This is a genomic window from Endozoicomonas sp. PH6C, assembly GCF_059322965.1.
The window spans coordinates 6,307,844-6,322,846 of record NZ_CP185342.1 but is presented as its reverse complement, the minus strand read 5'-3'; the positions used below and the strand labels follow the sequence as shown (position 1 = coordinate 6,322,846).

9 protein-coding genes are annotated in these 15,003 nt (G+C 54.4%); all 9 read right to left on the bottom strand.

Features of this window, described 5'->3' with window-relative positions; translation table 11 throughout:
* Nucleotides 1-70: 70 nt before the first annotated feature.
* Nucleotides 71-2,131, bottom strand: coding sequence for an ankyrin repeat domain-containing protein (locus ACOMG9_RS22180; protein ID WP_448218518.1), 2,061 nt, complete (start codon nt 2,129-2,131; stop codon nt 71-73).
* Between the two features lie 169 nt (nt 2,132-2,300).
* The gene (locus tag ACOMG9_RS22175; protein ID WP_494529437.1) at nt 2,301-4,667 is read right to left on the bottom strand and encodes an ankyrin repeat domain-containing protein; all 2,367 of its coding nucleotides are present in this window, start codon (nt 4,665-4,667) and stop codon (nt 2,301-2,303) included.
* 137 nt (nt 4,668-4,804) lie between these two features.
* On the bottom strand, nt 4,805-6,604 hold the full coding sequence (locus ACOMG9_RS22170) for an ankyrin repeat domain-containing protein (protein WP_448218516.1): 1,800 nt from the start codon (nt 6,602-6,604) through the stop codon (nt 4,805-4,807).
* Nucleotides 6,605-6,740: 136 nt separating this feature from the next.
* Nucleotides 6,741-7,841, bottom strand: coding sequence for an ankyrin repeat domain-containing protein (locus ACOMG9_RS22165; protein ID WP_494529436.1), 1,101 nt, complete (start codon nt 7,839-7,841; stop codon nt 6,741-6,743).
* A gap of 136 nt (nt 7,842-7,977) precedes the next feature.
* Nucleotides 7,978-9,078: an ankyrin repeat domain-containing protein gene (locus ACOMG9_RS22160; RefSeq protein WP_448218514.1), complete on the bottom strand. Its 1,101-nt coding sequence runs from the start codon at nt 9,076-9,078 to the stop codon at nt 7,978-7,980.
* Nucleotides 9,079-9,166: 88 nt separating this feature from the next.
* The gene (locus ACOMG9_RS22155) at nt 9,167-10,420 is read right to left on the bottom strand and encodes an ankyrin repeat domain-containing protein (protein WP_448218513.1); all 1,254 of its coding nucleotides are present in this window, start codon (nt 10,418-10,420) and stop codon (nt 9,167-9,169) included.
* 187 nt (nt 10,421-10,607) lie between these two features.
* A complete protein-coding gene (locus tag ACOMG9_RS22150) occupies nt 10,608-11,558 on the bottom strand; it encodes an ankyrin repeat domain-containing protein (RefSeq protein ID WP_448218512.1) in 951 nt (316 codons plus the stop codon).
* A 245-nt stretch (nt 11,559-11,803) separates the two neighbouring features.
* Entirely contained in the window at nt 11,804-13,549 is a 1,746-nt protein-coding gene (locus tag ACOMG9_RS22145) for an ankyrin repeat domain-containing protein (protein ID WP_494529435.1), read from the bottom strand.
* A gap of 135 nt (nt 13,550-13,684) precedes the next feature.
* On the bottom strand, nt 13,685-14,989 hold the full coding sequence (locus ACOMG9_RS22140; protein WP_448218510.1) for an ankyrin repeat domain-containing protein: 1,305 nt from the start codon (nt 14,987-14,989) through the stop codon (nt 13,685-13,687).
* Nucleotides 14,990-15,003 lie beyond the last annotated feature (14 nt).

Genomic DNA, 15,003 nt, shown 5'->3' with positions numbered 1-15,003 from the left:
AAAACTCAGAAAATGGGGACACCTGAGAACCATGTTCACCGGGCAACATAAATTCTTGCTTTTGTTGCCTTCACGGTCTTTGTTCCTTTGCTCCAGCCTTGATCAGGGCTTCCATGCAGTCGGTATTGCCCATCGCGGTTGCAATGGAGAGCGGGGTGGCACCATCCTCAGTCCGGGCGTTGAGATCTGCCCCGGCGTTGATCAGGAGTTTCACACAGTCGCTATTGCCCTTCCGGGCCGCCATGTGAAGAGGAGTGGCACCATCCTTAATCCTGGCGATGTTGAGATCCGCCCCGGCGTTGATCAGGAGTTTCAAGCAGTCGGTGTTATTTTCCTGGGCAGCCATGAACAGTGCGGTGACCCCATCCTTATCTCGGACGTTGATATTCGCCTTGGCTTTGATCAAGGCTTTCATGCAGTCGGTATTGCCTTTTGCAGCAGCGACGAAAAGCGGAGAGGTGGCATCCCTGAGCCTGACAGCGTTGGGATCCGCCCCGGCTTCGATCAGGATTTTAAGGCATTCGCTATTGCCCTTCCGGGCCGCCATGTGAAGAGGAGTGGCACCATCCTTAATCCTGGCGATGTTGAGATCCGCCCCGGCTTCGATCAGGATTTTAAGGCTGTCGATGTTATTTTTTTGGGCAGCGATAAACAGCGGTGTAGCGCCATCCTCAGTTCGGGCGTTGAGATCTGCCCCGGCGTTGATCAGCAGTTTCACGCTGTCGGTATTGCCCTCCTGTGTGGCGACGAACAGCGGGGTGCCGCCATCCGAAGTCCGGGCGTCGAGAAGCGCTCCCGCTTTGATCAGGCGTTCCACGCATTCGGTGTTGCCTTGCGCAGCAGCAACGAACAGCGGGGTGCCGCCATCCAAAGTCCGGGCGTTGAGATCCGCCCCGGCGTTGATCAGGAGTTCCACGCAGTCGGTATTGCCTTGCCCAGCAGCAACGATCAGCGGGGTGGTGCCATCCTCAATGTGCGCATTGATATCCGCCTTGGCTTCGATCAGGATTTTCAGGCTGTCGATGTTATTTTGTTGAGCAGCTATGAACAGCGGGGTGGCACCATCCGAAGTCCCGGCATTGAGAGCCGATCCGGCTCCGATCAGGATTTTAAGGCAGTCGGTATTGCCGTTCTGGGCTGCCATGAACAGCGGGGTGGCACCATCCGAAGTCCTGCCGCTGAGAGCCGCTCCGGCTTCGATCAGGATTTTAAGGCAGTCGGTATTGCCGTTCTGGGCTGCGATGAACGGTGGGTTGGCACCACTCTTAATCCGGGTGTTGAGATCTGCCTCGGCTTCAATCAGGATTTTCAGGCTGTCGATGTTATTTTTTTGGGCAGCGATAAACAGCGGGGTAGCGCCACCCTCAGTTCGGGCGTTGAGATCTGCCCCGGCGTTGATCAGAAGTTTCACGCAGTCGGTATTGCCCTCCTGTGTTGCGATGAACAGCGGGGTGACGCCATCCAAAGTCCGGCAGATGTTGGGATCCGCCCCGGCGATGATCAGGAGTTTTACGCAGTCGGCATTGCCTTTCGCAGCAGCAACGTGCAGCGGGGTAGCGCCAGTCTTGGTGCGGGCGTTGAGACCCGCCCCGGCGATGATCAGGCGTTTCACGCAGTCGCTGTCACCGTACTCAGCAGCGATGAACAGTGCGGTGGCACCATTTGAACGGGCAGCGTCAAGGTTTGCCCCAGCATTGATCAGGCGCTCGATGACATCCGTGTGCCCTCTGTTGGATGCTAACATCAAGGCAGTGAAATCATTAGTCATAACGGCATTGACATTGACCCCTTCTGCCAGAGACCTCTCCACCTGATCCAGATCCCCATTTAAACAGGCACGATAAAACGTCTGATCGGGGAAAAATGTATCCGGGTGAGATTCACTGGTGTTCTGATTCACCACAGGCATCGGGTTTTGTCGGCACATCGCGCACCGGCGTGAGCCGATGGGCTGATCAGCAAAACACCTTGATATACAGTCCAGGTCGAAGCGGTGGCCGCAACATTGGGTTCTGACGACCACAGGCGCTTCACTGCGGCCATGGAAGGGAGCCAGACAAACAGGACAGTGATCGGCCTTCAGTGTCCATGGAGAGAGGGTAGCGAACAATGCCACACATAAGTAGAACATCTGTTGGTAAATAAGCCGTGTAGGTTAGATACGGAAAAGCATATTAGTTCATTTATACGACTATCAAAGTTGGCTGTGGCCAAATAATAACCTGTTTCAAAAACTCAGAAGATGGGAACGCCTGAGAGCCATGTTCACTGGGCAACATAAATCCTTTCTTTTGTTGCCTTCACGGTCTTTGTTCCCTTGCTCCAGCCTTGATCAGGGCTTCCACGCAGTCGGTATTGCCCATCGCGGTTGCAATGGAGAGCGGGGTGGCACCATCGGTAGTCCTGGCGGCATTGAGATCCGCCCCGGCGTTGATCAGGCGTTTGACGCAATCGCTATTGCCTTTCGCAGCAGCAATGAACAGCGGGGTGGAGCCATCCGCAGTTTGCGCATTGATATCCTCCTTGGCTTCGATCAGGATTTTCAGGCTGTCGATGTTATTTTGTTGGGCAGCGATAAACAGCGGGGTAACGCCATCCTGAGTCCGGGCGTTGAGATCTGCCCCGGCGTTGATCAGGAGTTTCACGCAGTCGGTCTTGCCCTCCTGTGATGCGATGAACAGCGGGGTGGCGCCATCCGAAGTCTGGCAGATGTTGAGATCCGCCCCGGCTTTGATAAGGAGACTCACGCAGTCGCTATTGCCTTTCGCAGCAGCAATGAACAGCGGGGTGCTGCCATCATCAATTTGGGCATTGAGATCCGCCTTGGCTTCGATCAGGATTTTCAGGCTGTCGATGTTATTTTGCTGAGCAGCCATGAACAGCGGGGTGATGCCATCCGGAGTCCTGGCGTTGAAAGCCGCCCCGGCTTCGATCAGGATTTTAAGGCAGTGGGTATTGCCCTTCTGGGCTGCCATGAGCAGGGGGGTGACACCACGCTTAATGGTCGCAGCGTTGAGATCCGCCCCGGCTTCGATCAGGAGTATCAGGCAGTCGGTATTGCCGTCCTGGGCTGCCATGAACAGAGGCGTGGTACCATCCTCAATCCCGGCGGCGTTGAGATTCGCCCCGGCTTCGATCAGGAGTATCAGGCAGTCGGTATTGCCGTTCTGGGCTGCGATGAACGCTGGGCTGGCACCACTCTTAGTCCCGATGTTGAGATCTGCCCCGGCTTCAATCAGGATTTTCAGGCTGTCGATGTTATTGTCTTGGGTAGCGATAAACAGCGGAGTAGCGCCATTCTGAGTCCGGACGTTTAGATCTGCCCCGGCGTTGATCAGCATTTTGACGCAGTCGGTATTGTCCTCCTGTGATGCCATAAACAGCGGGGTGCCGCCCTTCGAAGTCCGGGCGTCGAGAAGCGCTCCCGCTTTGATCAGAATTTGCAGGCATTCGGTGTTGCCTTTCGCAGCAGCAACTAATAGCGGGGTGGTGCCATCCGACAGTGCGGCTTTGGGATCAGCCCCGGCGTTGACCAGGCGTTTAACGCAGTCGGCATTGCCGTACTCAGTAGCGATGAACAGTGCGGTGGCGCCATCCTTGGCCCGGGCGCTGAGATCTGCCCCGGCTTCGATCAGGATTTTAAGGCATTCGGTATTGCCTTTTGCAGCAGCCATGGACAGAGGAGTGGCACCATGCTTAAACTCGGCGGTGTTGAGATCTGCCTCGGCTTCGATCAGGATTTTGAGGCTGTCGATGTTATTTTTTTTGGCAGCGATTAACAGCGGTGTAGTGCCATCCTCAGTTCGGGCGTTGAGATCTGCACCGGCGTTGATCAGCCTATTCACGCTGTCGGTATTGCCCTGCTGTGTGGCGATGAACAGTGGGGTGCCGCCGTCCAAAGTTCGGGGGGCGTCGAGAAGCGCTCCCGCTTTGATCAGGAGTTCCACGCATTCGGTGTTGCCTCTCTCAGCAGCAACGAACAGCGGGGTGGCGCCACCCGACGGGGTGGCGTTGAGATCCGCCCCGGCGTTGATCAGGAGTCTCACACAGTCGGTATTGCCTTTCTGTGATGCGATGTACAGTGCGGTGGCACCACTCCAAATGGCAGCGTCAAGGTTTGCTCCGGCGTTGATCAGGAGTTTTACGCAGTCGGTGTTGTTTTCTTGTGCAGCGAGTAACAGCGCAGTGGCACCATCTTCATGCCGAGCGGCGTTGACATCCGCCCCGGCATTGATCAGGCGTTCGATGACGTCAGTGTGCCCCACACCAGATGCCCACATCAAGGCAGTGAAGCCGTCAGTCATAACAGCATTGACATTGACCCCCTCTGCCAGAGACCTCTCCACCTGATTCCAATCCCCGTGAAGACAGGCATTATAAAAAATCTGATCGGGGAAAAAAGTATCCGGGTGAGATTCACTGGTGTTCTGATTCACCACAGGCATCGGGTTTTGCCGACACATCGCGCACTGGCGTGAGCCGATGGGCTGATCAAAAAAACACCTTGTTATACAGTCCAGATCGAAGAGGTGGCCGCAACATTGGGTTCTGACGACCACAGGCGCTTCACTGCGGCCATGGAAGGGAGCCAGACAAACAGGACAGTGATCGGCCTTCAGTGTCCATGGGCAGAGGCTAGCGAACAATGCCAGATATAAGTAGAACATTTACACTGGTCAAATAATTTGTGCGGGTTGGATATAAGAAAGGGAATGATAGTTCATTCGTATGGCTATCAAAGTTGGCTGTGGCCAAATAGTCTCCTGTTTCAAAAACTCAGAAGATGGGAACACCTGAGCCCCGTTTACTGGACGGTATGATGCTTTTCTTTTGTTTCCTTCACTGCCTCTGCTCCCATCTTTGCCTCAGCGTCGATGAGAAGTTTCACGCACTCGGTATTGCCCATCTTGATTGCTATGGACATTGGGGTGGCGCCGTCCGAAGTCCTGGCGGCATTGAGATCCGCCCCGGCGTTGATGAGAAGTTTCACGCAGTCGGTATTGCCCGTCTTGATTGCTATGAACAGAGGGGTGGCGCCATCCTTAATCTTGGCGGTGTTGAGATTCGCCCCGGCTTCGATCAGGAGTATCAGGCAGTCGGTATTGCCGTTCTGGGCTGCGATGAACGGTGGGCTGGCACCACTCTTAATCCGGATGTTGGGATCTGCCCCGGCTTCAATCAGAATTTTCAGGCTGTCGATGTTATTTTTTTGGGCAGCGATAAACAGCGGAGAAGCGCCATCCTCAGTCCGGGCGTTGAGATCTGCCCCGGCGTTGATCAGCATTTTCACGCAGTCGCTATTGCCCTCCTGTGATGCGATGAACAGCGCGGTGCCGCCTTTCGAAGTCCGGGCGTCGAGAAGCGCTCCCGCTTTGATCAGGAGTTCCACGCATTCGGTGCTGCCTTGTGCAGCAGCGACGAACAGCGGGGTGGTGCCAGTCTTGGTGTGGGCGTTGAGATCCGCTCCGGCGTTGATCAGGAGTTTCACGCATGCGGTGTTATTTTCTTGTGCAGCGACGTAAAGCGGGGTGGCGCTATATTCAGTCTGGGCATTGAGATCCGCCCCGGCTTCGATCAGGATTTTCAGGCAGTCGATGTTATTTTGTTGGGCAGCGATGAATAGCGGGGTGGTGCCATCCGAAGTGTGGGGGGCATTGAAATCCGCCCCGGCTTCGATCAGGAGTATCAGGCAGTCGGTATTACCGTTCTGGGCTGCGATAAACGTTGGGTTGGCACCACTCTTAGTCCGGATGTTGAGATCTGCCCCGCCACTGATAAGGATTTCCACGAGATCGCTATTGCCCTCCTGTGTTGCAAAGAGCAGCGGGTTGGCGCCATCCGACGAGGCGGCATTGATATCTGCCCCGCCACTGATAAGGATTTCCACGCAATCGGTATGGCCTTTCCAGACTGCGATGAGAAGCGGGGTTTCGCCACTCTTGGTTCTCGCGTTGAGATCCGCCCCGGCGTTGATCAGGAGTTGCACGCAGATGGTATTGCCTTTCACCGCAGCGGCAAACAGCGGGGTGGCGCCAGTCTCTGTGCAAGCGTTAAGAGCTGCCCCGGCGTTGATCAGGCGTTTCACGCAGCCGGTATTACCATACTCAGCAGCGATGAACAGTGCGGTGGCGCCATTCGAACGGGCAGCGTCAAGGTTCGCCCCAGCGTTGATCAGGCGTTCGACGACATCTGTGTGCCCGCTGATGGATGCCAACATCAAGGCATTGAGATCAGCAGTCATAACGGCATTGACATTGACCTCTTCTGCCAGAGACCTCTGCACCTGATCGAGATCCCCGTGAAGACAGGCATTATAAAAAGTCTGATCGGGGAAAAATGTATCCGGGTGAGATTCACTGGTGTTCTGATTCACCACAGGCATCGGGTTTTGCCGACACATCGCGCACCGGCGTGAGCCGATGGGCTGATCAACAAAGCACATCGAAAGACAGTCCAGATCGAAGCGGTGACCACAACATTGGGTTCTGACAACCACAGGCGCTTCACTTCGGCCATGGAAGGGAGCCAAACAAATAGGACAGTGATCGGCCTTCAGTGTCCATGGGCAGAGGCTAGCGAACAATGCCACACATAAGTAGAACATCTGTGTTGGTCAATAAGCCGTTTGGGTTAGATACAAAAAAGCATGTTAGTCCATTTATATGGCTATCAAAGTTTGCTGTGGCGAAATAATCACCTGCTTCAAAAACTCAGAAGGTGGGACCACCTGAGAGCCCTGCTTACTGGACAGCATGACGCTTTTCTTTTGTTACCTTCACTGCCTCTGCTCCCAACTCTGCCTTAGCGTTGATGAGAAGTTTCACGCAGTCGGTATTGCCCATCCCGGTTGCGATGGACAGCGCAGTGGCGCCATTGGGTAGGGCAGCGTTGAGATCCGCTCCGGCGTTGATCAGTATTTTTACACAGTCGCTATTGCCCTGCTGGGCTGCGATGAAAAGGGGAGTGGTGCCATGCTTAGTCTGGGCGTTGAGGTCCGCCTCGGCGTTGATAAGGAGTTTTACACAGTCGGAGTGATTTTCTTGTGCAGCGATGAACAGCGGGGTGGTGCCTTCCCTAGCCCGGGCGTTGAGGTCCGCTCCGGCTTCAATCAGGAGTTTCAAGCATTCAGTATTGCCTTGCGCAGCAGCGACGAACAGCGGGGTGGAGCCATACGAACTCCGGGCATTGAGATTCGCCCCGGCGTCGATCAGGCGTTTCACGCAGTCGGTATTACCCTTTTGGGCAGCGATATACAGCGGGGTGCCGCCATCCGTACTCCGTGCGTCGAGATCCGCCCCGGCGTTGATCAGGCGTTTTACGCATTCGGTATTGCCTCTCTCAGCAGCAACGAACAGCGGGGTTGCGCCATGCTCATGCCGAGGGGTATTGACGTCCGCCCCGGCATTGATCAGGCGTTCGACGACCTCCGTGTGCCCACAGCCGGATGCACATATCAAGGCAGTGAGACCATAGGTCATAACAGCATTGACATTGACCCCTTCTGCCAGAGATCTCTCCACCTGATCCAGATCCCCGTTTAAACAGGCATTATAAAATGTCCGATCGGGGAAAAATGTATCCGGGTGAGATTCGCTGGTGTTCTGATTCACCAAAGGCATAGGGTCTTGCCGACACATCACGCACCGGCGTGAGCCGATGGGCTGTTCAACAAAAGACTTTGAAATACAGTCCAGATCGAAACGGTAGCCACAACATTGGGCTTTGACGACCACAGGCGCTTCACTTCGGCCATGGAAGGGAGTCAGACAAATGGGACAGTGATTGGCCTTCACTGTCGATGTGGAGAGGGTAGCGAGCAATGCCACACATAAGTAGAACATCTGTGTTGGTCAATAAGCAGTGCGGGTTAGATAGAAAAAAGCATATTAGTTCATTTTTATGGTTATCAAAGTTGGCTGTGGCCAAATAATCACCTGTTTCAAAAACTCAGAAGACGGGAACACCTGAGAGCCCTGTTTACTGGACAGCATGACGCTTTTCTTTTGTTACCTTCACTGCCTCTGCTCCCATCTCTGCCTTAGCGTTGATGAGAAGTTCCACGCAGTCGGCATTGCCCATCTTGATTGCTATGGACATTGGGGTGGCGCCGTCCGAAGTCCTGGCAGCATTGAGATCTGCCCCGGCGTTGATAAGGAGTTGCACGCATTCGGTATTGCCTCGCGCAGCAGCGGCGAACAGAAGGGTGGCGCCATCCTCAGTCCGGGCGTTGAGATCTGCCTCGGCATTGATCAGGATTTTCAGGCATTCGGTATTGCCTCGGGCAGCAGCGGCGAACAGAGGGGTGCAACCTTGAAAACTCCGGGCGTTGAGATCTGCCTCGGCGTTGATCAGGAGTTTCAGGCATTCGGTATTGCCTCGGGCAGCAGCGGCGAACAGAGGGGTGGCGCCATAGGAACTCCGGGCGTTGAGAAGCGCTCCTGCTTTGATCAGCAGTTTCAAGCATTCGGTATGACCTCGCACAGTAGCAACGTACAGTGGGGTGGTGCCATCTGACAGGGCAGCGTGGAGATCCGCCCCGGCGCTGATCAGGCGTTTCACGCATTCAGTATTACCGTACTGAGCAGCGATGAACAGTGCGGTGGCACCATTCGAACGGGTAGCGTCAAGGTTCGCCCCAGCGTTGATCAGGCGTTCGACGACATCCGTGTGCCCCCGGCTGGATGCCAACATCAAGGCAGTGAAATCAGCAGTCATAACGGCATTGACATTGACTCCTTCTGCCAGAGACCTCTGCACCTGATCGAGATCCCCGTGAAGACAGGCATTATAAAAAGTCTGATCGGGGAAAAATGTATCCGGGTAAGCTTCACTGGTGTTCTGATTCACCACAGGCATCGGGTTTTGCCGACACATCGCGCACTGGCGTGAGCCGATGGGCTGATCAACAAAGCACACCGAAAGACAGTCCAGATCGAAGCGGTGACCACAACATTGGGTTCTGACAACCACAGGCGCTTCACTGCGGCTATGGGAGGGAGCCAAGCAAATAGGACAGTGATCGGCCTTCAGTGTCCATGGGGAGAGGGTAGCGAACAATGCCAAACATAAGTAGAACATCTGTGTTGGCCAACAAGCAGTGCGGGTTAGATACAAAAAAGCATATTAGTTCATTTTTATGGTTATCAATCTTCACCGCCTATGTTCCCTACCTTGCCCCGGCGGTGATAAGGAGCTTAACGCAGTCGGCATTGCCCATCTTGATTGCTATGGACATTGGGGTGGCGCCGTCCGAAGTCCTGGCAGCATTGAGATCCGCCCCAGCGTCGATCAGGAGTCTCAGGCAGTCGGAATTGCCTTTTGCAGCAGCGGCAAACACTGGGGTGGCGCCATCTTTAGTCCTGGCGGTGCTGAGATCCGCCCCGGCCTTGATCAGGATTATCAGACAGTCGCTATTGCCCTTCTCGGCTGCCATGAGCAGAGGGGTGGCACCATCCTTAATCCTGGCGGCGTTGAGATCCGCCCCGGCTTCGATCAGGAGTCTCAGGCAGTCGGTATTGCCGTTCTGGGCTGCGATGAACGGTGGGCTGGCACCACTCTTAATCCGGATGTTAAGATCTGCCTCGGCTTCAATCAGGATTTTCAGGCTGTTGATGTTATTTTTTTGGGCAGCGATAAACAGCGGAGTAGCTCCATCCTTAGTCCGGGCGTTGAAATCTGCCCCGGCGTTGATCAGCATTTTCACGCAGTCGTCATTGCCCTCCTGTGATGCGAAGAACAGCGGGGTGGCGCCATGCGAAGTCCGGGCGTCGAGAAACGCTCCCGCTTTGATCAGGAGTTCCGCGCATTCGGTGTTGCCTTTCGCAGCAGCAACTAACAGCGGGGTGGTGCCATCCGACAGGGTGGGGTTGAGATCAACCCCAGCGTTGATCAGGCGTTTCACGCAGTCGGTATTACCATACTCAGCAGCGATGAGCAGTGCGGTGGCACCAGTCGAACAGGTGGCGTCGAGATTCGCCCCAGCGCTGATCAGGCGTTCGACGATGTCCATGTACCCCCTGCCGGATGCCAACATCAAGGCAGTGAAGCCACCCATCATAACAGCATTGACATTGACCCCTTCTGCCAGAGATCTCTCCACCTGATCCAGATCCCCGTTTAAACAGGCATTATAAAAAGTCTGATCGGGGAAAAATGTATCCGGGTAAGATTCACTGGTGTTCTGATTTACCACAGGCATCGGGTTTTGCCGACACATTGCGCAACGGCGTGAGCCGATGGGCTGATCGACAAAACACCTCGTTATACAGCCCAGATCGAAGCGGTGGCCGCAACATTGGGTTTTGACGACCACAGGCGCCACATTTCGGCCATGGAAGGGAGCCAGACAAACAGGACAGTGATCGGTCGTCAGTGTCAAAGGGGAGAGGGTAGCGAACAATGCCACACATAAGTAGAACATCTGTGTTGGCCAACAATCAGTGCGGGTTAGATACAAAAAAGCATATTAGTTCATTTATACGGCTATCAAAGTTTGTTGTGGCCAAACAATCACCTGTTTCAAAAACTCAGAAGATGACAACACCTGAGAGCCACGTTCACTGGACAACATAAATCCCTGCTTTTGTTGCCTTCACGGCCTTTGTTCCCTACTTTGCTCCGGCCTTGATCAGGGCTTCCATGCAATCGGTATTGCCCATCGTGGTTGCAATGGAGAGAGGGGTGGTACCATCTGAAGTCCTGGCGGCGTTGAGAAGTGCTCCCGCTTTGATCAGGAGTTCCATGCATTCGGTGCTGCCTTTCCCAGCAGCAACGAACAGCGGGGTCTCGCCATTCGACATGGTGGCGTTGAGATCCGCCCCGGCGTTGATCAGGCGTTTCACGCAGTCGGTGTTATTTTCATGGGCAGCGATTAACAACGGGGTGGCGCCATCCTTAGCCCGGGCGTTGAGATTCGCCCCGGCTTCGATCAGGATTGTAAGGCATTCGGTATTGCCCTTCTGGGCTGCCATGGACAGAGGAGTGGCGCCATCCGACCTGGCGGCGTTGAGATCAACCCCGGCGTTGATCAGGTGCTTCACGCAGTCGGTATTACCATACTCAGCAGCGATGAACAGTGCGGTGGCACCAGTCGAACAGGCGGCGTCGAGATTCGCCCCAGCGCTGATCAGGCGTTCGACGATGTCCATATACCCCCTGCCGGATGCCAACATCAAGGCAGTGAAGCCACCCATCATAACAGCATTGACATTGACCCCTTCTGCCAGAGATCTCTCCACCTGATCCAGATCCCCGTTTAAACAGGCATTATAAAATGTCCGATCGGGGAAAAATGTATCCGGGTGAGATTCACTGGTGTTCTGATTCACCACAGGCATCGGGTCCTGCCGACACATCGCGCACCGGCGTGAGCCGATGGGCTGTTCAACAAAACACCTTGCTATACAGTCCAGATCGAAGCGGTGACCACAACATTGGGTTTTGACGACCACAGGCACTTCACTTCGGCCATGGAAGGGAGCCAAACAAATAGGACAGTGATCGGCCTTCAGTGTCCATGGGGAGAGGGTAACGAACAATGCCAGACTTAAGTAGAACATCTGTGTTGGTTTAATCACATGCTTCCTGACCGTCTTTGATTTGCGAACAATGCCAGACTTAAGTAGAACATCTGTGTTGGTCCACAAGCCGTGTGGGTTAGATACAGAAAAGCATATTAGTTCATTTATATGGCTATCAAAGTTCGCTGTGGCCAAACAATCACCTGTTTTAAAAACTCAGAAGATGGGAACACCTGAAAGCTTTGTTTACTGGATAGCACAGGGCCTTTCTTGTTTTCCCGTCCTTACCTTGCCCCGGCGTTGATCAGGAGTACCAGACATTCGATATTGCCTTTCGTTATAGCAGCGTGCAGCGGGGTGGTGCCACTCATAGTGCGGGCGTTGAGATCCGCCCCGGCGTTGATCAGGAGTTTCACGCAGTCGGTATTGCCTTTCAGGGCTGCAACGAACAGCGGGGTGGTGCCAGTATTAGTGCAGGCGTTGAGATCCACCCCGGCGTTGATCAGGCGTTTTACGCATTCGATGTTATTTTCTTGTGCAGCGATGAACAACGGGGTCACAGCGTCCTTAATCCTGCCGACATTGAGACCCGCCCCGGCTTCGATCAGGATTTTAAGGCAGTCAGCATTGCCCTTCTGGGCTGCCATGAGCAGAGGGGTGGCACCATCCTTAATCCTGGCGACGTTGAAATTCGCCCCGGCTTCGATCAGGATTATCAGGCAGTCGGTATTGCCGTTCTGGGCTGCGATGAACACTGGGCTGGCACCACTATTAATAACGGTGTTGAGACCTGCCTCGGCTTCAATCAGGATTTTCAGGCTGTCGATATTATTTTTTTGGGCAGCGATAAACAGCGGGGTAGCGCCATCCTCGGTCTGTAAGTTGAGATCTGCACCGGCGTTGATCAGCATTTTCACGCAGCCGGTATTGCCCTCCTGTGTTGCGATGAACAGCGAGGTGGCACCATAGGAGGTCTGGGCGTTGAGAAGCGCTCCCGCTTTGATCAGGAGTTCCACGCAGTCGGTGTTGCCTTTTGCAGCAGCAATGAACAGAGCGGTGGCGCCATCCGACAGGGTGGCGCTGAGATCCGCCCCGGCGTTGATCAGGCGTTTCACGCAGTCGGTATTACCGAACTCACAAGCGATGTACAGTGCAGTGGCACCATCCTTATTCCGGGTGTTGAGAGCCGCCCCGGCTTCAATCAGGATTTTCAGGCTGTCGATGTTATTTTTTTTGGCAGCGATAAACAACGGGCTAGCGCCATCCCGGGTCCGGACGTTGAGATCTGCCCCGGCGTTGATCAGCATTTTGACGCAGTCGGTATTGCCCTCCTGTGATGCCATGAACAGCGGGGTGGCGCCATTCGAAGTTCGGGCGTCGAGAAGCGCTCCTGCTTTGATCAGGATTTGCACGCATTCGGTGTTGCCTCTCGCAGCAGCAATTAATAGCGGGGTGGTGTCATCCGACAGTGTGGCCTTGGGATCAGCCCCGGCGTTGATCAGGCGTTTCAGGCAGTCGGCATTACCGTACTCAGTAGCGATGAACAGTGCGGTGGCGCCATTCGAACGGGCAGTGTCAGGGTTCGCCCCAGCGTTGACCAGGCGTTCGACGACATCCGTGTGCCCGCTGATGGATGCCAACATCAAGGCAGTGAGACCATCAGTCATAACGGCATTGACATTGACGCCTTCTGCCAGAGACCTCTCCACCTGATCCAGATCCCCGTCTAAACAGGCACGATAAAACGTCTCATCGGGGAAAAAATTATCCGGGTAAGATTCACTGGTGTTCTCATTCACCACAGGCATCGGGTTTTGCCGACACATTGCGCAGCGGCGTGAGCCGATGGGCTGATCAACAAAACACCTCGAAATACAGTCCAGATCGAAGCGGTGGCCGCAACATTGGGTTTTGACGACCACAGGCGCTTCACTTCGGCCATGGAAGTGAGTCCAACAAATAGGACAGTGATCGGCCCTCAGTGTCGATGGGGAGAGGATAGCGAGCAATGCCACATATAAGTAGAACATCTGTGTTGGTCAGTAGTATGGGTTGGATACAAAAAAAAGAAAGGTAGTTCATTTATATGGCTATCAAAGCTTGCTGTGGCCAAATAATCACCAGTTGTTAAAAACTCAGAAGACAGGAACAACTGAGAGCCCTTTTTACTGGACAGCATGAAGCTTTTCCTTTGTTTCCTTCACAGCCTCTGTTCCCACCTCTGCCTCAGCGTTGATGAGGAGTTTCATGCTGTCGGTATTGCCCATCTTGATTGCTATGGACAGCGGGGTGGCGCCATCCGAAGTCCTGGCAACGTTGAGATCTGCCCCGGCGTTGATCAGGAGTTCTACGCAGTCGGTATTGCCATTCAGGGCTGCGATGAACAGCGGGGTGGCACCATCTGTAGCCCTGGCAGCGTTGAGATCTGCCCCGACGCGGATCAGGATTTCCGCGCAATCGGTATGGCCATTCAGGGCTGCGATGAAAAGTGGGGTGACGCCATCCATAGACCAGACAGCATTGAGATCAGCCCCCCCAGCGATAAGAGTTTCCACGCAATCGGTATGGCCTTCCCAGACTGCGATGTGAAGCGGGGTGCCGTCATTGTTAGTTCTCACGTTGAGATCTGCGTTGGCTTCGGTCAGGGCTTTCACGCTGTTGGTATTGCCATTCAGGGCAGCGATGAATAGTGGGGTTGTACCCTTCTTAGTCCGGGCATTGATATTCGCCCCGGCCCTGACCAGGATTTTCACGCAGTCGGTGTTATTTTCCTGGGCAGCAAAGAACAGCGGGGTGGCACCATCCGATAAGGCAGCGTTGATATCCGCCCCGCCGTTGATCAGGAGTTTCACGCAGTCGGTTTTGCCCTGCCTTGCAGCGATCAACAGTACAGTGGCACCATCTGAAAAGTTGGCATTGAGATCCGCTCCGGCGTTGATCAGGAGCTTCACGCAATCAATGTTATTTTTCTGGACAGCAAAGAATATGGCAGTGGCACCCGTTGTTGAGGTGGCGTTGAGATTCGCCCCGGCGTTGATCAGGTGTTCGACGATTGCCTTGTGCCCCCCGTAAGATGCCATCATCAAGCCAGTGAAATCATCAAGCATAACGGCATTGACATTGACTCCTTCTGCCAGAGACCTCTCCACCTGATCCAAATCCCCTTCATAACAGGCATCATAAAACACCTGATCGGGAAAAAATGTATCCGGATGAGATTCACTGGTGTTTTGATTCACCATAGGCATCGGATCTTGCCGACACATCGCGCACTGGCGTGAGCCAATGGGCTGATCAGCAAAACATTTCGAAATACAGTCCAGATCGAAGAGGTGACCACAACATTGGGTTTTGACGACCACAGGCGCTTCAACTCGGCCATGGAAGGGAGCCAAACAAATAGGACAGTGATCGGCCTTCAGTGTCCATGGGGAGAGAGTGGCGAGCAATGCCACATATAGGTAGAACATTCTGTGCCAGTCGA

Excerpts from the sequence above, each read along its gene's own strand:
- ACOMG9_RS22180 (WP_448218518.1), bottom strand. The coding sequence starts at position 2,131 with ATGTTCTACTTATGTGTGGCATTGTTCGCTACCCTCTCTCCATGGACA.
- ACOMG9_RS22165 (WP_494529436.1), bottom strand. The coding sequence starts at position 7,841 with ATGTTCTACTTATGTGTGGCATTGCTCGCTACCCTCTCCACATCGACA.
- ACOMG9_RS22175 (WP_494529437.1), bottom strand. The coding sequence starts at position 4,667 with ATGTTCTACTTATATCTGGCATTGTTCGCTAGCCTCTGCCCATGGACA.
- ACOMG9_RS22140 (WP_448218510.1), bottom strand. The coding sequence starts at position 14,989 with ATGTTCTACCTATATGTGGCATTGCTCGCCACTCTCTCCCCATGGACA.
- ACOMG9_RS22150 (WP_448218512.1), bottom strand. The coding sequence starts at position 11,558 with ATGTTCTACTTAAGTCTGGCATTGTTCGTTACCCTCTCCCCATGGACA.
- ACOMG9_RS22155 (WP_448218513.1), bottom strand. The coding sequence starts at position 10,420 with ATGTTCTACTTATGTGTGGCATTGTTCGCTACCCTCTCCCCTTTGACA.
- ACOMG9_RS22145 (WP_494529435.1), bottom strand. The coding sequence starts at position 13,549 with ATGTTCTACTTATATGTGGCATTGCTCGCTATCCTCTCCCCATCGACA.
- ACOMG9_RS22160 (WP_448218514.1), bottom strand. The coding sequence starts at position 9,078 with ATGTTCTACTTATGTTTGGCATTGTTCGCTACCCTCTCCCCATGGACA.
- ACOMG9_RS22170 (WP_448218516.1), bottom strand. The coding sequence starts at position 6,604 with ATGTTCTACTTATGTGTGGCATTGTTCGCTAGCCTCTGCCCATGGACA.